Source organism: Spirosoma humi (assembly GCF_054776575.1).
Map to the genome: position 1 here is coordinate 816,948 of NZ_BAAHBR010000017.1, position 25,592 is coordinate 842,539.

The following is a 25,592-nucleotide window of genomic DNA, read 5'->3' on the forward strand; positions in this document are numbered from 1 at the left end:
CACCTACAATGATTTTCGAACGACCAGGTGGAACGGGTTCTCAACGTGTTCCACACTGGCGTTTAAGACCAGTTGGGCGGCTGTGCGTCCCATTTGGGCAAAATCGGTGGAAATGACCGTGATGCCATCCAGTAAAAATTCTTTCAGGGGTGTGTCGTTATACGACAGAATTCCTACCTCCTGACCAACAATGTAGGGGGTTATTTTAATCCGCTTGATCAGCTCAACCAGATCTTCTTCCATCAGGTTAATGTAGGCATGCTGGGGTTGAATGACTTCGTGCTGAATGTCGTTGATCACCCGTGTTTTCAATCCATGTTCGTAGCAGAACTTATAGAATCCGTTCAGAATAGCCTTCGGGTGGTAGCTGTAGGAGGGGAAGAGCATGCAGAGCGTGGTGTATTTTTTTAGGAGCGGCAGGGCGTCCGTTAAAGCCTGATACAGGTCGCGCTCGAAATTTTGAAAGACGGCCCCATAACTGCCCGTTATCCCTTCCAGCAACTTATCCAGAATAATCAGCTTGTGCTTGGGCAGGCTATTGATCAGGTCGTCGGCTTTTTCGCCCCCTTCGAAAAAGTGCCCGATAATCACGTAATGGGTATGGTTGCGGGCCTGCCGCTGGATCAGGTCCCGAAACAGACGAAAGTCATTGTTGTAAATAAAAAAATCAATCGCTACGCCCGGTCCCAACAGTTCCACGAACGAGTCGTAAATGATTTTCTTGTGGGCACTTAACTTGTTGAATAACAGGAATATTTTTAAGTTATTTCCGGTTGGCGTGTAGTTAATGTAAAAGCCTTTCCCCTTAACGGCTCCAATTATTTCCTTCTCTTTCAGGAGTTCGTAGGCACGCTCAATGGTGCCTTTCGACACATCAAATTCCGCACAAAGTTCGTGGATGGACGGGAGCTTGGCACCCGGTAGAATATCCCGGTTTTCAATGCCTTCCACAATTGAATTATAAATCTGCTGGTACTTTGGCGTGTTTGAGTAGTCGTTAATCTTAATGTGATAAAGCATGGCAAGGTAATGTTGACATTGGGTTGACTAAGAAGTCAGTCGGCGGATGAATGTACTCTATCTGGGTCAGCGTCGCTTGTCTATACTTCATTTTGTCGCTGACACGCGTCACAAAGGCTTATCCGAAGCGAATGATCTGTAACTGCCTGAATACAAAGAGCATACTTTGAGAGGTATATCAAAAATACCAAGAATATTATCCAAATAATGATAGTAATGGGTATGTATGGGAAAGTTAGCGGGAATCAGCTTGTAATATTTGACTATCAAATTAGCTTTTTCCTAAGCCAGTCTATTCCTAACCTCTAGTACACAACCCTCTTACACTCATGAAAATACTTTATCAGTTCGTAGCACTAAGCATGGTAGCGGGCTCATTTACCTGCTTTGCTCAGGAGCCCGGCCAAAGTCAGCCCCGAGAGCGTACGCTGCCCCGTGAGTTGATCGCTCTGAATATCCTTAAGCCTGCAGACAAGGCTGCCACGGATATACCCATAACGGGGAAGGTAACGGACGAAAAAGGGGAGGGGTTGCCGGGCGTTAGTGTGGTTGTGAAGGGATCGACGCAGGGAGCCACGACCGATGGAACCGGTAGTTTCCGAATCAATGTACCCGATGCCAATGCAACGCTGGTGTTCAGTTTTGTGGGGTACGGAAGAAAAGAAGTCGTGGTGGGCAGCCAGACCGCGCTGACGGTGGCGTTAGCGCCGGATGATCAGACATTGAATGAGGTTGTTGTCGTTGGCTACGGCAGCCAGCTGAAAAAAGAAATAACCGGAGCCGTACAAACCGTAAGTGCTGCCGAGATCAAAGATTTGCCGGTTTCGCAGATCGGACAAAAATTACAGGGCCGGTTGGCCGGTGTTCAAATCAACCAGACCACCGGCAAGCCCGGTCAGGGAATATCCATTCGTATCCGGGGGCAGGTGTCGGTTACGGCGGGCAGCGACCCTTTATACGTCGTTGATGGGTTTCCAATAACGGGGAACATTGCCCAACTGAATCCCGATGAAATTGAAGATTTGACCGTTCTGAAAGATGCCGCTTCGACGTCGTTGTATGGATCGCGGGCGGCCAATGGCGTTGTCCTGATCACAACGAAAAAAGGAAAGCCCGGCCAAACCAACGTGAGTTTCAACACATACGCGGGTGTGCAGCAGGTGCCGATGAGAGGCCGGGTTAAAATGCTGAATGCGGTTCAGTTCGCCCAGTTCAAGAAAGAGTTTTACGAAGATCAGTTGCAGCCTGTGCCGGATATCTTTCAGAATCCGGCTCAATATGAAGGCAAAAACAACGACTGGTACAATGCATTGCTTCGGGTAGCGCCTATTCAGAGCTACAACCTGAGTGTATCAAACAACACAGAACGGTCGAATACGTCTTTGGTCGCAGGGGTATTTAATCAGGATGGGGTTGTCCTGAATAACAAGTACAAACGGTATTCGCTCCGGATGAATTCGAATTACAATTTATCGAAGAGCGTGGCTGTTGGCTTCAACGCAGCGCCGTCCTATGTGTTCGATAATACACCCCGAACCGATGGCGACCGGGGAACGGGCATACTGTTCAACGCGCTTCATACCTGGCCGATCATGCCTATCTATGATGCGAATGGCCAACTGACCAAATACAATACATTGCCCAGCAGCACGGGCAACATTTTTAATTACCCAAACTGGGTACGGGCTGCCAATGAGTTGACCAATGAAACAAGAAATACGAATCTATTGGCCAATGCCTACATTCAATATCGGCCGATCAGTGGGTTGACGCTGAAATCGACCATTAACATTGAATACCTGAACTCTAAGTTCTTCTATTTCAACCCGTCGACGGCTACCAGTTCCATCAATGTGCCGATACCAACAACGGCTTCATCGACCCGGCAGAGTCTGGAGAACGTGTCCTGGCTGAATGAAAACCTGGCGACGTATTCGCGGAGTTTCAACGACCACAATTTCGAACTGCTGGCTGGCTTTACGAACCAGAAATTCCGCCAGGAGTTTACCCGGATCTCGGCCAATACCTATGCGGATGACCGATTGCCAACCATTCAGGGAGCACTCAATATTGATCGGGCGGGCGATCCGTCCAACACGAGAAATGATATTCAGCAATGGACGCTGACGTCCTATCTGTCCCGGTTGACCTATAATTACAAAGGCAAATACCTGTTCACGGCGGCCATCCGGGCTGATGGCTCATCCCGCTTTGGGGCCAACAACCAGTTTGGTACGTTCCCCTCAGCGTCGGTGGGCTGGGTCGTCTCAGATGAAGATTTCCTGAAACCGATCCAGCAGGTCTCGTTTGCCAAAATTCGGGCCAGCTACGGGGTAATCGGTAACAACAACATTGGTAACTACACCCAGTATGCGCTGGTCAATAACACGACGAATGCCGTTTTTGGCGGCAATGTGGCTACGGGTGCTGTTGTCACGTCGCTGGCAAACCCAAATTTAGGCTGGGAAACCACGCGCCAGTTTGATGCCGGTCTTGACCTGGGTTTGTTTAACGACCGTGTCCAGTTCGTTTATGATTTTTACACCAAACGGACGACGAACCTGCTGTATGCGGTGCAGATTCCGCAGGAATCCGGCTTTACCAACTACAACGACAACATTGGCGAGATTAAGTTCTGGGGCCATGAGTTCTCGCTAACGACGAAAAATACCACGGGTCGGTTAAAATGGACGACCAATGCCAACATTTCCTTCAACCGGAATGTGGTTGTTGCCCTGGCTCCCGGTATCGACCGGGTATACGGTGGTACGGGTTTCCACATTACACAGGTCGGCAAGCCCTTTGGGCAGTTCTATGGTCTGGTGAAGGAAGGGTATTACAAAACGGCCGAAGAGCTGCGGACGTCTCCGGTCATTCCGGGGCGCTCGGCCATTGGTACCATCAAGTTCAAGGATGTAAACGGTGATGGCGTTATTACGAACGGGGGGGACCTGGATGACCGGACTATTTTGGGGAGTCCCTTTCCAAAGTTCACCTACGGCATTACCAACGACCTCAAATACGGCAATTTCGACTTATCGATCACCGGTTCCGGCTCCTATGGTAACCAGCTTTGGGTACGCCACTTGTACAGCACCGCTAACCTGGACGGGGTTTTCAACATGGTTGAGGGCGTAAAAGACCGCTTCCGTGTGCAGAACACGATGGTAGACATCAATGGTGTCAAGACGGGTGTTGCCACCAACGTGATTACACAGGGTTCCGGTCAGTTCGGCGCAACAAATAATGGCGGGAACTTCACGGGTATCGAGCGCGACTGGCATAGTTCGCAGTTCCTGGCCGATGCGTCGTTTTTTACCATCAAAAACATAACCCTGGGCTACAGCTTCGGTCCGCTGAACAAGTTTTTCCGGTCGGCCCGGCTCTATGCGTCCGTGCAGCAGGTCTACGTATTTACAAAATACTGGGGCGGACCAAACCCGGAAACCAGTGGCAACGGAGCTGGCGACGGACCAGGCGATAATTTGAGCCAGGGTGTTGACTACTCTAACTACCCGGTCCCCCGCACGTATACGGCGGGTATCAACCTGAACTTCTAAGTCACCAGGCTTATCAAACTCATTTTTACTAGTCTAATTTCCTCTATAAAATGAAAACAAGACTTATCGCTACCTGGTTGTTAGGCCTTGCGCTGACCGGATGCCAAAACGATTTTTTGACGGTCATACCGGAAACGGCCCTGAGTTCGGCTACCTTCTTCAAAACCGAAGCCGATTTTCAGCAGGCAGTCAATGGGGCCTATGTGCCGTTTCGACAGATCTATAACGAACGGGCGTGGGTGCTGGAAGAAATGCACTCCGACAATACGTACTATGCCCGTAATACACTGTATGGGGCTGTTGACCCAACGGAGAACGTAGCTGATTTCGCCGTTCCGACGGCCAACGGGGTTACGGCGAATGACAACGTACTGCAACAGTTCCGGCTGGATTACGTAATTATTTCTCGGGCCAATCAGGTTCTGTCGATGATCGATGGCACGGGAATCACGTTCACCAGTGATGCTGTCAAAAATAACCTCAAGGGCCAGGCTCAGTTTCTCCGGGCGTTTGCCTACTTCGATCTGGTTCGTTTGTTTGGGAAAGTACCCCTGCATTTGACGCCGGTTACGGGTCGCGAAGATGCCGCCTTGCCCTTGTCGACAACGGACGAAATCTATGCCCAGATTGAGAAAGATGCCGCAGCGGCCAGTACCGCTTTACTGGGTAAAGCTGCTCAGGAAGCCGGTCGAGCCACATCGGGAGCGGCCAAAACGCTGCTGGCGAATCTATACATCACGCAGAAGAAGTGGGGACAGGCTGAAACCGTGCTGCGCGATGTAGTCTCTAAGAACGAGTATTCACTGATGCCTGATTATAACGACGCGTTTTCGTACACGAGTACCAATAAAAACAATGCGGAGTCGGTGTTCGAGATTCAGTACATGGAAGGCTCGGCCGGGTACAATGGCAACCAGATCTACCGGTTTCTGCCGTCGCCTATCACCGCAGCCGAGATCGCTCCCATCGTAGGTACGTCGAATCCGCAGCCTACTTCGCAGGAAAGCAATAATATTCCGACGCCAGACCTGATTGCCGCTTATGAAGCCGGTGACAAACGGAAGGCTATCTCGATTGATACCGTTACGTTGAGCACCAGTCTCCGGGCAAACAAGGTGTATCCGTATATTAAAAAATATGCCCGACCACACTCGCTGAACAACAATACGGGTCAGAACTGGCCAGTGTATCGCTATGCCGAAGTGCTGCTCTTTTTGGCCGAAGCCTTAAATGAGCAGGGCAAAACGGGAGAAGCGGCTGGTCACCTAAACAAGGTGCGCGCTCGTGCGGGTCTGGCACCAACCAAAGCAACGGCGCAGGCCGATATGCGGGAAGCCATCTTTAAGGAAAGACGCGTTGAGCTGGCCTTTGAAAACAAACGCTGGTTTGATCTCACCCGAACGGGTCGCGTGAAGGAGATCATTGGGGCCTACGGCGCTAAGGTAAAAGCCAATCCCGCCGATTACTATTTCCCGGCGGGGGCCGTTCCGCCACCAAATGCCTTTACGGTTCTGGACGATTATTATGGCCTTCCGGCCGTTGAATCGGCCTTAACACCTTATTTCTGATAATTTGACGTGATGTCAGTTTTAAGAAACTGACATCACACGAAAGCAATTTTATGCATACCCAAACGGACGTCATGAGCCGGAAACAAACGCAAATTCGCTCTTTTTTTATGTTCAATGTAGGTTGGTAATACTGAATAAATAGAAGCAGAATCGATTCGGCTCTGCTTCTTTTCTTTCATTTATCCGCCAATGACGGGTCGGTATATTGCCTGGTCAATGTGCTTTATACCGAGAAGTACACGCCTGAATATCGTTCGAAATGCCGCCAACGAGGCATTGCTACAAACTTATATACTCAATAGAACTATGTTGTTCACGTACAAACCAGCCAAACTATTACTAGCCGTTGCCGGGTTCGCTCTGATCGGAACGTCCTGGATTAGTATGCAGGGCGCCAATTCGACAAATCCGGTTGCTGACAACCCCAAAACGGATAAATTAAAGCTACTGCCTGGCTTTAAAGCAGAGCACTTATACAGCCCCTCCGACAATAAAGAGGGCTCCTGGGTGGCTATGGCCTTTGACGATAAAGGCCGCATGATCACCTCTGATCAATACGGATTCCTGTATCGACTCGAACTGCCGCCAATCGGCTCGGGCTCCTCACAGCCTAAAATAGAGAAACTGAAAGTGGGGGTTGTGCAGCCCGGCGATACAACGGTGGGTATGGGCTACGCGCAGGGGTTATTGTATGCCTTTAACAGCCTCTACGTGATGGTGAACAACTGGCAAAACAAGAAATTCGATAAAGGGAGCGGGCTCTACCGGCTACAGGACACCGACGGCGACGACCAGTACGATAAGATAACCTTGCTAAAAGCTCTGAAAGGTGAACCGGGTGAACACGGTCCGCATAGCATAAAACTCTCTCCCGATAAGAAATCAATCTACATCATTGCCGGTAACCATACCGATGTGCCGGAAATGGACGCGTATCGGTTGCCGCCGAACTGGAAAGAAGATAACCTGTTTCCGCAAATAAAAGACCCGCGCGGTCATGCAAACAACCGAATGGCTCCTGGTGGCTGGATTGCGAATATCGACCCTGAAGGGAAGCGGTGGGAGCTGATAGGAGCCGGTTTTCGGAATGCATTCGATATCGCTTTCAATGAAGCCGGTGATATGTTTGCCTACGATTCAGACATGGAATGGGATTTTGGTCTACCCTGGTATCGGCCAACCCGTATTTGCCACGTTACCAGTGGGGCTGAATTTGGTTGGCGAACAGGAAATGGCAAATGGCTCCCCGCCAGCCCGGATAATTTGCCACCCGTCTTGAACATTGGTCAGGGCTCCCCAACGAACCTTGTTTTTGGCGAAAATGCCCGCTTCCCACAACGTTACCGTCAATCACTGTTCGCCTTCGACTGGAGTTTCGGGATCATTTATTCGATCAATCTGAAACCCAAAGGTGCCTCCTACGAGGCTGAACGGGAAGAGTTTATCTCGGGATCACCGCTGCCGTTGACTGATGGGATGTTCGGCCCCGATGGCGCGCTGTATTTCCTGACGGGCGGGCGTCGTCTGGAATCGGATCTGTACCGGATAACCTATACCGGTACCGAATCGGTAACGCCTGTTGCGAAGGCTCCCGTATTGACAAAAGAGCATCAGCTCAGAACCCAACTGGAACAGTATCACCACGGGGCCAACCCAGCCGCTGTCGCTGCTGCCTGGCCCAACCTGAGCCATCCTGACCGTTTTGTGCGGTATGCCGCCCGGATTGCGGTCGAACATCAGCCCGTAGCGCAATGGCAGAACCGGGTATTCACCGAGACGGATCCGCAACGCCTGATCCAATCGGCGGTGGCGCTGGCCCGCCAGGGCGATGCCACGCAGAAAAGCAAACTGCTCAATGCTCTGGTGACGATCAAGTACGATCAGTTGCCGGAATCGCAGCAGTTCGATCTCTGTCGCGCCTTCGAACTGGTTTTACTGCGGATGGGTATGCCCGAAGGAGCCGACAAAGAAAAGGTAATCGCCTACCTGAACCCACATTATCCCGCCAAAACAGCCTTGATGAACCGGGGGCTCAGTAAGGTTCTGATTGCGCTGGAAGCCCCGGGCGTGGTTACTAAAACGCTGGCCCTGATGGATATAAAAGATGAGCCGGGTAGCAAAGACCTTGGCCTCGAAAACAGCACGGCGTCTTCCGACCTTATCTTGCGCAACCCGCAATACGGGCTGGACATCGCCAGCATGCTGGCCAAAGTACCGCCCCTGCAACAGACGTTCTACGCCGTTATGCTGAGCCGGGAAGATACGGGCTGGACGCCGGAACTTCGGGCAAAATACTTCTCCTGGTTTGCGAATGCCTTCAAATACCAGGGCGGACGCAGTTACGTCGGCTTCATTGACCGGGCGCGTAAACTGGCGTTGAACCACGTACCCAAAGACCAGTTCGAGAAATACAATAAATTATCAGGAGCCGATTTGCTATCGGCATCGGGCAACGATTTTGTGAGCGACTACGCCCCCAAAGGTCCAGGCCGTCCGTGGAAGCTGGACAACGCTGTAGCGGTGCTCGACAGTGGATCGACCAGTCGGAACTTTGACACCGGCAAAAAGATTTACTCGGCCATCTTATGCAGCCGTTGCCATTCGATGGGTGGCCAGGGGGGCGATATTGGCCCTGACCTGACTCAATTGGGTACCCGCTTCTCCAATAAGGACATTCTGGAAGCCATCATTCATCCCGACAAAGCTATCTCCGACCAATACGTGTCTACCATTTTCACCCTGAAAAACGGGGAGTCAGTATTGGGGCGTCTGGTCAATGAGGATAAGGCGAGTTATTCCATTTCCCAAAATCCATTTGCCCCTGATCAACTACGGAAAGTGGCTAAGAAAGACGTTGTGTCGAAGAAAAACTCAACCGTCTCCATTATGCTGCCGGGTCTGATCAACAGCCTGAATCCCGATGAGCTCAAAGACCTAGTTGCTTACCTGAAATCGGGTGGTAATCAAGAAAATGAAGTCTATAAAACGGCTAATGGCGGATCGAAAGGCAAATAGTGATGTAAGAAGCCGGCCTGCCGCACCATCACCTTACTAAAACAAATCGATAGAATGAGAAAAATCAGCATCAACGTTATGCGTCTTGGACTTATGCTGGCTGTGAGCCTGACGGTAAGCCTGGCGACGTCCTGCGTGGCACAAAAGAAGAATAAAGACGGGTTTACTCAAATATTTGATGGGAAAACGCTGAAGGGCTGGGACGGTGATCCAACCTATTGGCGGGTGGAGAACGGGAATCTGGTAGGCGAAATTACACCCACAACGCTGCTGAAAACCAACAACTTTATCATTTGGCGAGGGGGCGAACCCGGCGATTTTGAGTTTATCGGCGAGTTCAATATCACGGCCGAGGGGAACTCCGGCATCAACTACCGAAGCGACCAATTGACCGACGTACCGTTTGCCCTGCGCGGCTATCAGGCCGACATTGATGGGAAAAACCGCTACACCGGCCAGAATTATGAAGAGCGCAAACGGACAACGCTGGCGTATCGTGGTCAGAAAACGACGATTCCGGCTTACACGGGTGCTGCAACTCCCGAAGCTGTGCGGGCCAATGTCAAGAACAATGCCTGGGGAGCGTTGACAGTAACGGGTTCGCTGGGAAATTCAGATTCGCTAAAGACGAAAATCAAAAGCGAGGATTGGAATACGTTCAGGTTAGTCATAAAAGGGAACCATCTGCAGCATTACATCAATGATGTGCTCATGAGCGATGTCACCGACGAGGATACCGTTAACGGCAAAGCCAAGGGCCTTCTGGGAGTACAGGTACACGTTGGGCCTCCCATGAAAGTACAGTATCGCAACCTGATGCTGAAGCAATTATAATTCACAAGGAAATGTCTCTGAATCCTTTGAATGGGGCTTTGTCACTACTTAGAGAAAATCCCATTCAGAGGGTTCAGGGGTAATAAATCGACTAATTTTGGCTCAACAACCCTGGACAAATAAAGTCACCAATCCAGCGCAGGTAGGCGGCATCGAAACATCCGTACTAGATAATGGAACGGGCCGCGGCACCCGCATTGCCTGGATGAATACCGGAACGGGTCTCCGTTATAAAGTGGTCATCGACCGGGCGATGGACATTGCCGACGCTTTTTATAACCAGTATAGTCTGGCCTGGCTCAGTCATACGGGAATCACCCCGCCCCAGCCTTTCTCGGATAAGGGTGCTGACTGGCTCCGCACGTTTGGGGGAGGGCTGCTCATCACCTGCGGACTGTCGCACGTGGGTGGTCCTGAGCAGGATGGCTATGGCGAACGGGGCTTGCATGGGCAGATAAGCAACAGTCCCGCCGAAATTGAATCCATTATCCAGCCCGATCTGTTGACTGGCCAACTCGATATGAGCATCACCGGCCGCATCAGGGAAACAAAGATATTTGGCCCCAGTCTTGAATTAAGACGAACGATAGCGGGCAGGTTGGGACAACCGTTTATCCGGATTCACGACGAGGTTATCAACCGGGGCAATACACCAATGCCGCACATGTTGCTCTATCACTTCAATTTTGGCTGGCCTCTGGTCGATGAAGGTACGGATATTATCTGGCAGGGAGATTGGGCGGCTCGTGAAGGTGGGATCAATGCCGACATCTTTAACGAAGGCAATGATTTTCGCAAATGTCCAGCTCCCTTAGACACGCACAGCGGTACAGGTGAAGCCGTCGCATCGATTGATGCTACCCCCGATCAGTCTGGCCAGTGTCTGGCTGGCCTGCACAACGAAAAGCTGGGCCTTGCCCTGGCGTTACGGTTCCGAAAAGACCAGTTGCCCTGGCTGATCAACTGGCAGCATTGGGGAAAAGGAGAATATGTAACGGGCCTCGAACCCGCAACCAATCCGCTCATTGGTCAGGCCAAAGCACGCGAACAGCAGGAACTCCTGTTTTTATCACCCGGAGAAACCCGGTCATACGATCTCGAAATTGAAATTTTACATGAGAAAGCCGCTATCAACGACTTTCTAACAAAACACCGCTAGGCAGATCACTAACTAAACCCTGTATGGAAACAACGACAACATTCAGTTTGATAGAAAAAGCATTGGAGCAGGGGCAGGGCGTTCTGCGGCTGACGCCAACCTGGGTTCCCCGGTCATTTTGCGTACCTGGACGCCGAATTAAACTTCACCCCGACGATTATTATGTGCTGGGGGGCGAACGGGGCGGCATTGATGAACGCTGGTTCTCCTCAACGACACCCGCTAAAAACGGCCCATTGACGGGGGAACATGAAGGCTTGAGCCATGTCGTTTTCAACGATGGGGGAGCCGAAGTCCAGTTTTTGCTGAAAGATGCTGTGAACGAACTGAAAGGCGAACTGATCGGCGATCGTTTATGGAATGAATACGGTGCCTGGCCTATGTACTCCAAGTTTTTCGATAACATGGGACCTCTGCCGCACCACCTGCACCATAATGATGAACAGGCAGCCCTGATTGGCCAGTTGGGCAAACCCGAAGCGTATTATTTTCCGCCCCAGGTCAATAACCACGGTGGCGATTTTCCGTATACGTTTTTCGGTATCGCTCCCGGCACGACAAAAGAACAGATAAAGGAGTGCCTCCAGAACTTCACCAAAGGTGATAACAAAATCACGAACTACTCGTCGGCCTATCGGCTGGAGCCGGGAACGGGCTGGGATGTGCCGCCGGGATTGCTGCATGCACCGGGTAGTATGTGTACCTACGAGCCACAGAAAGCCTCCGATGTGTTCGCCATGTATCAGTCGCTGGTAAACGAAGCGATCATTCCGGAAGAGTTGCTTTGGAATGGCACGCCGAAAGATCGTATTGGCGATTTCGATCAATTGATGGAAGCCATCGACTGGGATTTGAATGTCGATCCGCAAATGATGGCCAATCGGTTCATGAAACCACTGCCCGTACGGCCGCTCGAAGAAATGGAAGGCTATGTCGAAAACTGGGTGTGTTATAAGTCCGATGCGTTCAGTGCCAAAGAGCTTACTGTTTTTCCCGGCCAGACTGTAACCATCAGAGACAGTGCGGCTTATGGGCTGATCATGATGCAGGGACACGGCAAGTTAAACGACTGGGACATTGAAACCCCCGCTCTGATTCGGTACGGCCAGTTGACAAACGACGAGTTTTTTGTGAGTGAAAAAGCGGCTATGGCGGGCATTACCATCGTGAATGCCTCAACCACAGACCCGATCGTCATGCTGAAACACTTCGGCCCCGGCAATCCTGATTTAGTGTTGTAAATCGTTGAGACACCGAGATTCGTAAATCCTAAAAACCACCTCCTCATGAACGAGAATAACTATCCTAAACTCCACAACGCGACCTGGCCCGGTATTGTCGGCAAAGGTTCGGACTCTGAGCCACCCATTCCCTTTGATACAATGCTCGAAATGACGGCTGCCGCCGAGGTGGATGGCGTCAAATTCGACGGTGTTGATATCGGCCTGCTCGATCCCCATATCAATATTGACAGCACAGATGACGATATCAAGCGTCTGGTTGATAAGGTATCCGGTTACAATCTGGAAATTGGTTCGCTGGTAGCGCCTATCTGGGCAGGCTCGGCAATGGGCAGCCAAGAGGAACGGGCCACATTTATCGAGATGGTACGCAAAGCCTGCCACTTCGGGCAGCGATTGCGTGAACTGGGTATCCGGCCCAGCGGGGTTGTGCGTATCGACTCGTCCAGTTCGCCCCAGGCCTGGGATGCCGACCCGCAAGGCAACTCCAAAATCATTGCGCAAACGTTTCGGGAAGCCTGCGACGTCGCTGCCGATTTCGGTGAGAAGTTAGCCGCAGAAGGTGAAATCTGCTGGGGCGGTATGCAAAGCTGGAAAACCATGCTCGAAACATTGGAAGCAGTTGATCGCCCGAATATGGGGTTTCAGGCCGATATGGCGCATACCTTATTGTATACCCTTGGCTATAACCGCGAACAGGATCGTATTCTGCCCGCCGATTTCGACTGGAGCGATCGGAAAACGCTGGAAGAAGCCCTTAAAACGCTGACAAAAGCGCTCCGACCCTGGACCATCGACTTTCACGTTGCCCAAAACGATGGTACCGTGTTTGGCTCTGGATCGCACGATAAAACGGGCCGGCACTGCCAGGCACTGGACCCAAATGGAAAGCTCGACGTTGTTCATGATGCCGGTTACTGGCTGCGCGATGAAAACGGTGTACTCACTAAAGCCTTTAAGCATATCTGTTGGGATGGTTGCATGTTCCCCAATACCGTGATGAATAATCAGCAAACCTGGAATGATATTCTGGGAACGATGATCAAGGTTCGGCATGAACATGGCTGGCATGAATAAACGGTAAACCGAACACCCTAAACCGACTACCCAACAACATGACACCCAAGAAAGAAATACGCATTGGTTTAATAGGGGCTGGCTTGATGGGCCGGACCCATTCAAATGGATATAAGCGAATTGGCGATTTTTTCCCAGAGCTGGAATATCGCCCGGTTTTGAAAGCCGTTTGTTCGCGCAATGCCGAAAGCGTGCAGAAATTTGCCGATCAGTGGGGGTATGAGTCCATCGAAACCGACTGGAGAGCGCTAATTGCCCGCGATGATATCGACGCCGTCGACATCTGTACGCCAAACGACACCCATGCCGAAATTGCCATTGCCGCAGCCGCAGCCGGGAAGATGATTCTGTGCGAGAAGCCGCTTGCCCGAACCCTCGCCGAAGCCCAGCAAATGGTTGACGCTGTAGAAAAAGCGGGCGTTCAGAACACCGTCTGGTACAACTACCGGCGGGTACCCGCCGTTACGCTGGCCAAGCAGATCATTGATTCAGGCAAACTCGGCAAAATTTTCCACTACCGGGCTAACTTCCTGCAGGACTGGACGATCAGTGCCGATGTGCCACAGGGCGGAACCGGCACCTGGCGTATGGATGTCGACGCGGCTGGCTCGGGCGTAACCGGCGATCTGCTGGCTCACTGTATTGACACCGCCATGTGGCTGAACGGGGCAATCACGGACGTATCGGCCGTGACAGAAACGTTTGTTAAAGAGCGGATGCACCAGGTAACGGGGAAAGTTCAGCCAGTTGGTATCGACGATGCCTGTATTTTTCACTGCCATTTTGGCAACGGCTCGCTGGGGCTTTTCGAAGCAACCCGCTACGCCCGTGGTCATAAAGCGTTGTACACGCTGGAAATCAACGGCGAACATGCATCCATACGGTGGGATTTACACGATATGAACCGCCTGGAATATTTCGATCACTCGGATGATTCCATTGTTCGGGGCTGGCGATCGATTCTGGTAACGGACAGCGATCAGCCGTATATGAAACGGTGGTGGATACCCGGAACCATCATTGGTTACGAACATACGTTTGTGCATCAGGCTGCTGATTTCTTCAAAAGTCTTGAAACTGGTGAACCCTGCGCACCCACGTTCCTGGATGCGTTGCAGACCCAGAAAGTTTGTGAAGCAGTGCTGGATTCGGCAACGTCCAGAAGCTGGAAAGAGACCGGCGCTACGGACGTATAGAAAGGTTTCACCAGGTTCTAAAAAAGGGGTTACGTGGCTGTAACCCCTTTTTTATGCGTTAGAGAGAACCCATTGCCTGCCTTGCTGTATGGTATAAATACCTAAACTTGATTTTGATGATAGCTGATAATGCAGTAGAAAAAAGGGTGTTCAGGTAAAAAAAATAACAAAAATTCGGCTGTCTATGCAAAGAAGTCTCTAATTTGTATGCGTTACCACAACTACCCGATTCAATACGTCTATGATTCAAAAAATTCTTCATTCGTTTATGCTGGTGCTGTCATTGGGCGTGCTGGTTGTTCAGGCACAAACAATTCCTACACCCAAAGAGCACTTTGGTTTTGCCATTGGCGACGATTACCACCTAGCGACTTATACTCAAACCGAGGCTTATTTTAAGAAACTGGGGACTTCTGACCGGACTAAAATGGTCGATATTGGTCTGACCGAAGAAGGACGCCATCAGTTTATGCTGATTGTTTCGTCGCCGGAAAACATCAAAAAGCTGGATAGGTATAAGGAAATATCCCAGAAGCTGGCCCGCGCCGAAGGCATCAGCGAGGAACAGGCCCGCGCCCTGTCGAACGAAGGCAAGGCCATTGTCTGGATTGACGGTGGTCTGCACGCAACGGAGACGGTTGGCACACACCAGCTCATCGAAACGGCTTATCAACTGGTTAGCCGCAAAGATCCCGAAACGCTGAAGATTCTTGACAATGTGGTTATCCTGCTGACGCATGCCAACCCCGATGGGCAGGAGATTGTGTCGAATTGGTATATGCGCAATCCGACGCCCGAGAAACGTACGCTGGATAACTTGCCCCGTTTGTATCAGAAATACGTTGGGCACGACAACAACCGCGATTTCTTTATCATGAACATGAAGGAGTCTCAGAACATCGGTCGTCAACTATTCGTCGAGTGGATGCCGCAGATCATGTACAACCACCACCAGCGTGGGCCAGCCGGTTCGGTTCTGGCGGGACCTCCTTACCGTGACCCGTTTAACTATGTATTTGATCCATTGATGATAACCGGGATCGATGCCTTGGGCGCGGCCATGATTAACCGCCTGAATGCCGAAAACAAGCCGGGTTACACACGCCTTGGCGGTTCTGTTTTCTCGACCTGGTATAATGGCGGCCTGCGTACCACCACGCACTTTCACAACATGATTGGGCTGCTTACCGAAATTATCGGTAATCCGACCCCCGAAGATGTACCGCTGGTGCCGCAACGGCTAATTCCGAATGGCAATACGCCATTTCCGGTTACACCGCAAAAGTGGCATTTTAAGCAGTCGATCGATTACTCGCTTTCGCTGAATTACGCTACCCTGAACTACGCAGCCCGACACGCCGATGAGTTGCTGTACAACATCTATCGGATGGGCAAGAACTCCATTGAGCGGGGCAGCGGTGATTACTGGACCTTATCGCCCAAGCGAATTGACGCCATCACCCAGGCCTATCAGGCTGCTCAGAAAAAGGCCACGCCGGGTGCCGGTGCTTTAGCTAACCCAGACCAGAACGGCTTACTGCCCCGGGGTGGTGGAATGCCCATTAAATATTACGACACAATAATGAAAGCGCCCGTTCTGCGCGATCCACGCGGATTCATTATTACGGCAGACCAGCCTGATTTTCCAACGGCCGTTAAATTCGTCAATGCACTGATAAAAACGGGTATCCAGATTCAGCAGGCGACGACCGATTTCTCGGTGGCAGGCAAGAAGTATCCGGCGGGTTCTTATGTTGTAAAAACCGATCAGGCTTTCCGACCCCATATCATCGACATGTTTGAGCCGCAGGATCACCCCAATGATTTTCAGTATCCCGGTGGCCCACCCGTTCGTCCGTACGATGCGGCTGGCTGGACACTTGCCTATCAGATGGGTGTGCAAGCTGATCGGGTTCTGGATGGTTTCGATGGTCCGTTCAAGAAATTGCCTTATGGCGAACTGCAATCCCCGAAGGGCCACGTAGACGGTTCGGCCGGGGCTGGTTACGTATTGGGAGCGCGGGCAAATAATTCGTTCATCGCGGTCAATGATCTGCTTAAAGCTGGCGTCGATGTATATCGCCTGCCAAATGGGGTAGGGGATAAGTCGGGCGTTGAAGCTGGTTCGTTCTTTGTGCCTGCATCAGCAAAAGCAAAATCAGTACTCGATAAAGCAACCAGCGAACTGGGATTAGATGTAGTAGGCTTGGCCAAAAAACCAACGACATCCATGATCAAAGTTTCGCCGAAGCGCATTGCCCTTTGGGATACGTATGGCGGTTCAATGCCGTCTGGCTGGACCCGCTGGTTGATGGAGCAATATCATTTTCCGATTCAGCTCGTTTACGCACAAGACATTGATGCCGGCGATTTACGGAAAAAATACGATGTAATTCTGTTCGTAACCCGCGCCATTCCGGCTGTCGGCAATGCGACTGGTGGTCGGGGCGAAGGGGAATACTCGGCCTCGCGGGAGCCCAAAGCCGAAGAGTTACCGAGTGAATACCGGCCGTGGCTTGGTAAAATTACAGCGGATAAATCAATTCCCAAATTGAAGCAGTTCATGGAAGCAGGCGGGAGTGTGGTAACCATCGGTACGAGTACGAACCTCGCTTATCACCTAGGTTTACCCGTTAAAAATGCCCTGGTTGAGATGAGCGCTACCGGCCAGGAGCGCCCCTTACCGGCGGAGAAGTACTATATTCCGGGGAGTATTTTGCAGGTGAGCCTTGACTCAACGCAACAGGCTACCTGGGGTATGCCGACAAAAACGGATGTTTATTTCGATGCCAGTCCCGTATTTAAAGTGGCACCGGATGCCATTGCCAAAGGTGAAGTGAAACCACTGGCGTGGTTCTCGACGGCTAAACCATTACGTAGCGGCTGGGCCTGGGGACAGGGGTATCTGCAGGATGGTGTCGCTGCGTTTATGGCGCCGGTTGGTTCGGGCAAATTAATTGCCTTTGGTCCCGAAATAACGTTCCGTGCTCAGGCGCAGGGTACATTCAAACTGTTGTTCAACCAGCTTTATGCCTTGAAGACGCCGTAACGCAAACGCAACTAATGAATTAATACTCAAACTAAAAGCCTGACCGAAGTTCGGTCAGGCTTTTAGTTTGATAGTGAGTAAGGTCTAGTTCTGGTTGTTCAGTTTGTTCAGAAGCATTTTATTGAACATCTGTTCTGTTTTATACAATTCGGCCAGCTGTTGCGCGCTGATAACTTTCAAAAACCGGCTCATGTATTCTTCATCAAGGTCGGCCAGTTTTTGCTTCGTCGCATTGACTTCACGGAGGCCGTTTACCAGTTGATTTTCGTTCAGGTTCGTGCGTGAGGGTTCATTGGTCAGTTGCCGAACCCGGCGGTTCAATTCCTGCTTTTTAGCGTTGTAATCATTGTAAACTGCCCAAAACTGCGGGGCCTGATCAGTGGTCAGGTTGAGTCGATTGGTAATCAGGCCAATCTTTGCGGATTCAATTTTCTGGCGTCCATTGAGATCGCTCTGGGCAGTAGCGAGTTGAGTCGTCAGCGTCAGGGCAATCATCCAGCCAATCCATGCGTGTTTCATCGCGGTAAAGTTAACCATGCTAAATAAATCAGGAGCCTACATTCGGGTTGTCCGAAAGAACCTCATCCTTAATATGCTGCTGAATGTCGGCGGGTTGTACGTTCAAATACTGAATGGCCGTCGTATCGTTTCCCAGAGAAGAGTGCAGTTGCTGGCTATCGGCCAACTCATCGGCATTGACGCCCTGATCGTCAAGGTAAGCCGTAATGACTTCATCACTGACACCAGCCAGTGCTTCGCTAGGCAGCGATTCCTGGCGTTGGGGCAATGTTTGCCAAACTAATAAAGCAATCAAACTGGCACCAACCAGTGATGTTGCCGTGCGTTGCCACGACCAGCTAATACTAAACGCTGGTTTGGGCTTGTGCATAACACGCGCCTGCACTCGAGAGGGCAGCGTGTCGAAATAGCCATCTGGTGCCGCAAACGGATGTTGCCGCATCGGGTGTTCTGGTGGTAATTCGTCAAGCCGGAAGTTATTGTCCTCGTTCATGGTAAGTGGTGTGTGTATTACACGATTCCAATTCGGTTATAGGTGTTTGACAGCGTCAACTGGCCTGGGTTTAATCGGCTGTATCAGTTTTTTTGATAAAATCCTCTATCTTTTTTACGGCCAGATGGTAAGACGCTTTCAGCGCACCAACGGATGTACCGGTAATGTCAGCAATCTCTTCGTACTTCATATCATCGAAATACTTCATGTTGAAGACGAGTCGTTGCTTATCGGGAAGTTTGAGAAGCGCTTTTTGTAGTTTCATCTGCACTTCTTCGCCGGTAGGTTCACTTCCCGATGTGACATAGCTGGAATTACTTTCCAGCTTTTCCATCAACTCACCTTCCACATCGCCGATGGGCAGAAAAAAGCGTCGGCGTTTTTTGTTGAGGAAGTTCAGGCACTCGTTGGTCGCAATGCGGTACACCCATGTATATAACTGACTATCACCCCGAAACTGTTCCAGACTATTCCAGACTTTGATAAATGTTTCCTGCACCAAATCATCGGCATCATCGTGGTCGATGACCATCTTGCGGATATGCCAATAAATTTTCTGTTGATACTTGCGCACCAGCAGATTAAAGGCGTAGTTCCGGCTTGATGGGTCGCGGTATTTGGCGAGGATTTCTTCGTCAGTCATTCTTCGTTTAGTAGTTAGTAGGTAGGAGCGGGGAGGAAGAATGGCGTTGCACCTCCTCGCTCCTACCTACTAACCCCTTTATTTTCTGGCCATTGCTTTTTTCACTTGCTCAACGATCTTGTCGGCTGTGAGTCCGTATTTCTGCATAAGCTGGTCAGGTGTTGCGCTCTCGCCGAAGGTGTCATGCACGCCGACGTATTCGAGCGGGGCAGGGTAGTTACGGGCCAATACCTGCGCAACGCTATCACCCAATCCACCATTGATCATGTGCTCTTCGGCCGATACGGCACAACCCGTTTTCTTCACCGACGCCAGAATAGCCTCTTCATCTAACGGTTTAATGGTGTGAATGTTGATAATGTCGGCATCAATTCCTTCTGCGGCCAGTATTTCCCCCGCTTTGATGGCTTCCCAAACCAGGTGGCCGGTGCAGAAAATGGAGACATCGTTTCCTTCATTGACGGTCCATGCCTTACCAATCTCAAATTTCTGATCAGCAGGGGTAAATACCGGAATCACAGGACGCCCGAAGCGCAGGTAAACCGGCCCTACGTGGTCGGCAATGGCGAGGGTAGCCGCTTTGGTCTGGTTATAATCGCAGGGATTGATGACGGTCATGTTGGGTAGCATTTTCATCATGCCCAAATCTTCCAGAATCTGGTGAGTGGCTCCATCTTCGCCAAGGGTCAAGCCCGCGTGCGAAGCGCAAATCTTAACGTTCTTGTTCGAGTAAGCAACCGATTGGCGGATCTGGTCATACACCCGACCGGTAGCAAAGTTGGCGAATGTTGTTGCGAAGGGAATATGACCACCGATGGTCAGCCCCGCCGATACGCCAATCATGTTGGCCTCGGCAATACCACACTGAACGAAGCGCTCCGGATTTTCTTTGATGAAGACGTCCAGCTTAAGCGAACCGGCCAGATCGGCGGTTAGCGCAATGACGTTTGGATTAGAACGGCCTAACTCGGCTATGCCCGCGCCGAAGCCCGAGCGTGTATCTTTTTTCTCCGTGTATTCGTATTTTTTCATAGTGTAGAGACGCAAAATATTACGTCTGTTAATTCGCCGAAGCGAGGGTTTGCAATTTGGTCAAAAAATAATGGGCACTTGAACAATTTGGGTGTTGAGCGGCTTTTTCAATGGTGAAACCATACTTCAACATTCGGCTTACCAAGATACTTTTACTGCCTACACCACGACTGGTTTTTGAAAGAAGCAGTTGCTGAAGTGTCGAAAATGGATTGACTTCTTGTTCTGGTTGATCAAATTCGAAGGTCGAATCGTTAAGTAAAGCTTGCAAAGTTGGTGTATCACCTAGAAACCAAGATTCAATCTGTTTAACTGCAACAATAATAACTTGATCGTCACGCTCACTGATGCGCTGTCGTGTCAGTGAGATACAACTATCCGCAGCCAAGTCCGTTACAATAATTATTTTCTGAACATTTCGATCAAGTAATTCCTGACGTAAGGCTTCGATGCGATGAGGAAGCAAATTGCCATTGCCTTTTGCGTCGATGACTGGCAGTAAGCATTCAAAACCATTTAAGCTTAGCCATTGCTGGAAATTAGTTGATTCAATAATGTTTTTCTCAGTTTTACCTTCACAAATGAAACCAATTCTTACCACGGAAGCCCACCTCCGAGAGCATTCATTAGCCAGACTTCATCCATTCTTAAGCCATGAAAGTCATGACCTTTAAATTGTTTAGTCTGGGTAGCTCCTTTTACTTTATCGACAACAATGATTTCGTCGGCTGTTAATTGAGAAGCTAAGGTTTGCGAGTGTGTGTTTAACCAGATGAAATGGCCTTGTTGCTCACAAGCATATCGACAAAGATTAACCAATTCTTTAATTACATCTGGATGCAATCCATTTTCCGGCTCTTCAATACAAAGAAATTGTGGTTCCTCGCTCTGGTAGATGGCAGTTAAAAGGGCAAGAATGTTGTAAGTGCCGTCAGAAATGAGGTCTTTGGTGAAGTATTCTGGAGAGAACTCTTCAAACCAATGTAATTCGTCACGGTCATCTATCTCAACCGCTTTAAATCTTGGAATGAATAACTCAAGCCATTCGAAAATTTCGCTTTTTAAGGTAGTATCTAGCAAAATACGTTTAAGCACCTTTTCCAGATTTTTTGCGGAGAGCGATAATCGCTTATCATCAGTTAAATGTAATTTCTCTATCTCTACCTTTCTAAGGAAAATTCTTGAGAAGCTTTCGTAGAACTGGTCTACAAACTGAAAATCTCCATACTTGTAATCTGGTTTTTTTGTCTTAGCTACAATATTGACTTCCCTTTCTTCTTGATTATGCTCTAGAGAAACCGTTACTCCACCTAGATCAGCAAAAAAAAAGACTTCGTCGGCTCTATTATTCCTATTCAAAAATGCAGATTTACCACCGAACAAGCTCTCGCTTAAACCGCCTATTTTATTGTAAAGATTCCAAAACTCCAAAGCCTCGAAAATATTCGATTTGCCCGACCCGTTGGGGCCAACAAAGACCGTGAACGGATTCGGCTCAATGAGCTCGATCCGTTCAATGGACTTGAAATTTTCGATAACCAGGCGTTTGATTTTCATGTGTCTGTATACCAAACAGCATCTTGCTGTTTGCGTCAATCAATAATCCGTTACGCCAATCGACAAAGGCAGGCCGTTCAGTGCCTGCGTCAATTGTTCAGCGTTGGGAGCCGTACCGTGCCATTTGTAGTTACCCACCATGTACTCGACGCCGAAGCCCATTTCGGTATGCATCAGGATCATGGTTGGTACTTCGGGATTTTCCTGTGCCTTCTTGAGCGTCCGGATCACATCTTCAATGTCATTGCCTTCCATCTCGTCGACAAACCAGCCGAATGCCCGGTATTTAGCTGCCAGATCGCGGTTGCTGTTTACATTGTCGGTAGTGCCGTCAATCTGAGCGTGGTTAAGGTCGATAATGGCAGTCAGGTTACCGAGTTTTTTGTTGGGAGCAAACTGAGCGGCTTCCCACACCTGGCCTTCCTGCTGTTCGCCATCGCCCATCAGAACATAGACATGGCTTTTGTCGCCATTCAGTTTTTTGGAGTAAGCCGCACCACTGGCTACTGATAAACCCTGTCCCAGCGAACCCGATGCAATACGGACGCCTGGCAGATGTTCGGCTGTGGTTGGGTGCCCCTGCAACCGGCTATCGAGCTTCCGGAACGTAGCTAGTTCCGAGATGGGGAAATAACCCGCCCGCGCCAGTACCGAATAGAATACGGGCGAAATGTGGCCGTTCGACAGAAAGAAAATATCTTCATCCCGACCATCCATATCGAAAACGGGATTGCCATCGGCGTCTTTTTTCCGGTTCATCACATCGAAATACAAGGCGACTAAAAAATCGGCGCAGCCCAGAGAACCGCCGGGGTGACCGGAATTAACGGCGGCAACCATGCGAAGAATGTCACGCCGAACGGCGGTAGCAGTGTGTTTGAGTTGGTCTATTTCCATGTAGTAGTGCGGGTAGAAGCCCGCTTTTTTAATCAACGATGGCGATTTTCCGCCTGCACAGCGTTTGGTGTGCCACGGCGAAATGGTCGCGTTAAGGTAAAATCTGTTCTGCGTGGTTTTTGGTATCTACTTTGTTAATGATGTTCGTGATCATGCCCTTCTCATCAATTAGAAACGTCGTTCGGACAGTGCCCATATACGTACGGCCATACATGGACTTTTCTTTCCAGACATCGTAAGCTTCAGCCACCTTCATATCCGTATCGGCCACGAGCGTGAATGGCAATTCGTATTTGCTGATAAACTTTTGGTGAGACTTTTGATCATCGACACTCACGCCCAGAACCTCGTAGCCTGCCGCCCGCAAATCCGAATAGTTATCGCGAAGGCTACAGGCCTGAGCCGTACAACCCGGCGTATTGTCTTTCGGGTAAAAGTACAAAACTACTTTTTTACCCCGATAATCAGACAGTTTGATAGGCTGACCCTGCTGGTCAGTGCTCGTAAAGTCAGGGGCAAGGTCGCCGATGTGTAGGCTCATCAAATTACTGGTTTGTGATTCAGCGTTTTTGGGTCGTCGTCAGTGCGCCAACTACAAACCAAAAACGTATTCCTGTTTTATCGTCTTTTTCGACTCTTTTTCGGCGCTGCTTTCCGCTTTACCGGCTGGCGGGGTACATCAATGGTTGTGCTGTCGGAGCCAATGTTTCCCGCGCGATCTTTAACCTGAACCAGCACTTCGGCACCGTCTTCGAACGGCTCGTCTGGATTCAGCTTGTCCGACCACAATAAGGCCCGTTTGTAATCATATTGCATAAGTACCCACTCGCCATTTACCAGCGCCCGAAATTCAGCAATGCCGGATAGGTCATCCCTTATTTTGGCGGTAATACCTTTGGGCGTTGCGCTCAAAATCTCGACCGATGGCGGATTCGCATCGGTCATTAACTGGAAGCGCCCCAGCGAACGGGTTTTGAACTCAATTTTGCCTTTAGTCCATTTGCCACCCAGAAAGCTCTCACGGCCGCCACTCACCCAATACGCTTTGGTTCGCATGGTATCGATCGCGATCGGGTAGTTCGGTACATACTGAACTGTTAGGTAATCGTTGAGTGGAATGGTTGGTTGGTTAATTTCGACTCCTCCTCCCGGCAAGGGACGCATGGCCAGATGCAAGGTATCGAATAACGTTTTAGCGCCAAACTCCAACCGGGTGTTTCCATCGCTAATCACTTCGGCCCGGCCCGGTATTACTCGCTTTTTGAAATTCGTTCGGATCACCCCCCGGCCAAACTGAACCGAGTCAGGCAAAGTCTGCCGCAAATCTATAAGATAAACGGCTTGGTTGTTACGAACATAACTAACCGGCTGTTCCACAACGGTGCGGCCCGTGATAAGTTTAGCGATCGGCGCATTGCCAGCCACGATATTTCGGACCGTTAACTTCAAAACATTTTCGTCGGTGGTAACGGTAGCGGCCGGTTCTCCACTGGTAGATTCCGGTGAATAACTTGCTGGCTGAACGGCTATTGAATCTGTCCGGGGGGCGTTCGTCGCTGCGACTTCCGGCATGACCGTAAACGTCAATTTAGCGGAATGGTCAAAGGCATCGTAAAGAACCAGCGTTATCTCGTGCGATTGCCCGTCCAATAGAGGCAAACGGCCCCGGTAAGCCGCATTACTTTGTAGCTTGTATAGGTTCAGGATATTGCCGTCTGCAATGTAAGCCCGGTGATAACGCTGGCCGGTCATCTGCTCCACTTCGTAGTTTTCGTGGATATTCATAAACCGGGTTTGCTCATTCGGGAAGCTGTTCATGTTGTAGGCAAACACTTCCTTCCCGTCGAGTCGAATTTCCAGGCAACTGATGCCATTCCGATAGGGAGAGCCACTCGTTTTGTCGTACGCCAATACCTCCAGTCCGATCAGGCCCGATGCGGTGATGGGCTTCGTTATGGTATACGAGCCATCTGGCTGGCGAACCGGCGCGTAACTAACGCGCTGGTACTCACCATTGATGCGCGACGTAGGCGTCATCGTTTTCATGGCAATCCGTTCGAAATAAGGGGGTACGTTGTCCTGAATTTCCGAAAAACCATACAGCAAGGGATTGATCAGATTGTCTCTGGCATCCCGTATTTCGAAATGAAGGTGCGGCCCGCCCGAGCCACCCGTATTGCCCGATGCGGCTATCACATCACCCTGCCTGACCGGAAACTGGCCCGGCTGGGGGCGGAGGTCAATTTCAAAGGTTTTTTTCTGGTACTGCTGCTCGCGTAAATACGTGCCGAGTGTATCTTTCAGCGTCTTCAGATGGCCATAAACGGTGGTCAGGCCGTTGGGGTGCTTAATAAAAACGACATTGCCATAGCCTCCCGTAAAGACCGCGATTCTCGACACGTAACCATCTGCAGCCGCGTGGACATCCAGCCCTTCGCGGCCACCGGTACGAATATCCAGTCCTGCATGAAAGTGATTGGGTCGCAAATCACCCATACCGCCCGACAGAGAATTGGCGCCACCCGGCTGGATTGGGAACGTAAAATAACCGTCTTCGATCGTGCCGGGTTGAATATAGCCAGGCTGGGTGGCCGATTTTGCTGGCGTCGAAGCAGAACTTGTTTGCCCAATGGCTAATCCCGAACCACACAGAGCAGCGACTACCAGCGTATAAATTAGTGTTTGTTTCAAAAGTAAAGTCAATTGGAAACGGCAGCGCTGGTTAGGCC

At 50.3% G+C, this 25,592-nt stretch carries 19 protein-coding genes; 9 read left to right on the plus strand and 10 right to left on the minus strand.

Annotated elements, in window-relative coordinates:
- Positions 1-3: 3 nt before the first annotated feature.
- Positions 4-1,020 carry a GntR family transcriptional regulator gene (locus ACYU8Y_RS25565; RefSeq protein ID WP_460941005.1) on the minus strand — a complete coding sequence of 339 codons (1,017 nt, stop codon included), beginning with the start codon at positions 1,018-1,020 and terminating at the stop codon, positions 4-6.
- A gap of 329 nt (positions 1,021-1,349) precedes the next feature.
- Between ACYU8Y_RS25565 and ACYU8Y_RS25570 the strand changes: the two genes are divergently transcribed.
- The 9 genes from ACYU8Y_RS25570 (at position 1,350) to ACYU8Y_RS25610 (ending at position 17,722) form a co-directional block, all read left to right on the plus strand.
- On the plus strand, positions 1,350-4,580 hold the full coding sequence (locus tag ACYU8Y_RS25570; RefSeq protein WP_460941006.1) for a SusC/RagA family TonB-linked outer membrane protein: 3,231 nt from the start codon (positions 1,350-1,352) through the stop codon (positions 4,578-4,580).
- 50 nt (positions 4,581-4,630) lie between these two features.
- Positions 4,631-6,148: a RagB/SusD family nutrient uptake outer membrane protein gene (locus ACYU8Y_RS25575; RefSeq protein WP_460941007.1), complete on the plus strand. Its 1,518-nt coding sequence runs from the start codon at positions 4,631-4,633 to the stop codon at positions 6,146-6,148.
- Positions 6,149-6,457: 309 nt separating this feature from the next.
- Positions 6,458-9,166 (plus strand): c-type cytochrome, encoded by a 2,709-nt coding sequence (locus tag ACYU8Y_RS25580; RefSeq protein ID WP_460941008.1) that lies wholly within the window; start codon positions 6,458-6,460, stop codon positions 9,164-9,166.
- 78 nt (positions 9,167-9,244) lie between these two features.
- Positions 9,245-10,000, plus strand: a complete 756-nt coding sequence (locus ACYU8Y_RS25585; RefSeq protein WP_460941009.1) for a 3-keto-disaccharide hydrolase — start codon at positions 9,245-9,247, stop codon at positions 9,998-10,000.
- 97 nt (positions 10,001-10,097) lie between these two features.
- The gene (locus ACYU8Y_RS25590; RefSeq protein WP_460941010.1) at positions 10,098-11,159 is read left to right on the plus strand and encodes an aldose 1-epimerase family protein; all 1,062 of its coding nucleotides are present in this window, start codon (positions 10,098-10,100) and stop codon (positions 11,157-11,159) included.
- 23 nt (positions 11,160-11,182) lie between these two features.
- Positions 11,183-12,400 (plus strand): class I mannose-6-phosphate isomerase, encoded by a 1,218-nt coding sequence (locus ACYU8Y_RS25595; RefSeq protein WP_460941011.1) that lies wholly within the window; start codon positions 11,183-11,185, stop codon positions 12,398-12,400.
- A gap of 45 nt (positions 12,401-12,445) precedes the next feature.
- Entirely contained in the window at positions 12,446-13,477 is a 1,032-nt protein-coding gene (locus tag ACYU8Y_RS25600; RefSeq protein ID WP_460941012.1) for a sugar phosphate isomerase/epimerase family protein, read from the plus strand.
- Positions 13,478-13,515: 38 nt separating this feature from the next.
- Positions 13,516-14,673: a Gfo/Idh/MocA family protein gene (locus ACYU8Y_RS25605; protein ID WP_460941013.1), complete on the plus strand. Its 1,158-nt coding sequence runs from the start codon at positions 13,516-13,518 to the stop codon at positions 14,671-14,673.
- A 241-nt stretch (positions 14,674-14,914) separates the two neighbouring features.
- Entirely contained in the window at positions 14,915-17,722 is a 2,808-nt protein-coding gene (locus ACYU8Y_RS25610; protein ID WP_460941015.1) for a M14 family metallopeptidase, read from the plus strand.
- An 84-nt stretch (positions 17,723-17,806) separates the two neighbouring features.
- On the opposite strand, the gene ACYU8Y_RS25615 is transcribed toward ACYU8Y_RS25610, so the two are convergent.
- The 9 genes from ACYU8Y_RS25615 to ACYU8Y_RS25655 all read right to left on the minus strand — a co-directional run bounded on the left by ACYU8Y_RS25615 (position 17,807) and on the right by ACYU8Y_RS25655 (position 25,554).
- Positions 17,807-18,259: a hypothetical protein gene (locus ACYU8Y_RS25615; protein ID WP_460941017.1), complete on the minus strand. Its 453-nt coding sequence runs from the start codon at positions 18,257-18,259 to the stop codon at positions 17,807-17,809.
- Positions 18,260-18,269: 10 nt separating this feature from the next.
- Positions 18,270-18,734 carry a hypothetical protein gene (locus ACYU8Y_RS25620; protein ID WP_460941018.1) on the minus strand — a complete coding sequence of 155 codons (465 nt, stop codon included), beginning with the start codon at positions 18,732-18,734 and terminating at the stop codon, positions 18,270-18,272.
- A gap of 70 nt (positions 18,735-18,804) precedes the next feature.
- Positions 18,805-19,377, minus strand: a complete 573-nt coding sequence (locus ACYU8Y_RS25625; RefSeq protein ID WP_460941019.1) for an RNA polymerase sigma factor — start codon at positions 19,375-19,377, stop codon at positions 18,805-18,807.
- 78 nt (positions 19,378-19,455) lie between these two features.
- Complete coding sequence (locus ACYU8Y_RS25630; protein ID WP_460941020.1) at positions 19,456-20,409, minus strand: transketolase family protein; 954 nt, start codon at positions 20,407-20,409, stop codon at positions 19,456-19,458.
- Positions 20,410-20,437: 28 nt separating this feature from the next.
- Positions 20,438-21,010 (minus strand): hypothetical protein, encoded by a 573-nt coding sequence (locus ACYU8Y_RS25635; protein ID WP_460941021.1) that lies wholly within the window; start codon positions 21,008-21,010, stop codon positions 20,438-20,440.
- Positions 21,004-21,966 (minus strand): AAA family ATPase, encoded by a 963-nt coding sequence (locus tag ACYU8Y_RS25640; RefSeq protein ID WP_460941022.1) that lies wholly within the window; start codon positions 21,964-21,966, stop codon positions 21,004-21,006. Before ACYU8Y_RS25640 ends, ACYU8Y_RS25635 begins: the two co-directional genes overlap by 7 nt.
- 39 nt (positions 21,967-22,005) lie before the next feature.
- Complete coding sequence (locus tag ACYU8Y_RS25645; protein ID WP_460941023.1) at positions 22,006-22,863, minus strand: transketolase; 858 nt, start codon at positions 22,861-22,863, stop codon at positions 22,006-22,008.
- A gap of 91 nt (positions 22,864-22,954) precedes the next feature.
- Entirely contained in the window at positions 22,955-23,404 is a 450-nt protein-coding gene (gene bcp / locus ACYU8Y_RS25650; RefSeq protein WP_460941024.1) for a thioredoxin-dependent thiol peroxidase, read from the minus strand.
- A gap of 77 nt (positions 23,405-23,481) precedes the next feature.
- Positions 23,482-25,554, minus strand: a complete 2,073-nt coding sequence (locus tag ACYU8Y_RS25655) for a M23 family metallopeptidase (protein WP_460941025.1) — start codon at positions 25,552-25,554, stop codon at positions 23,482-23,484.
- Between the last annotated feature and the right edge of the window lie 38 nt (positions 25,555-25,592).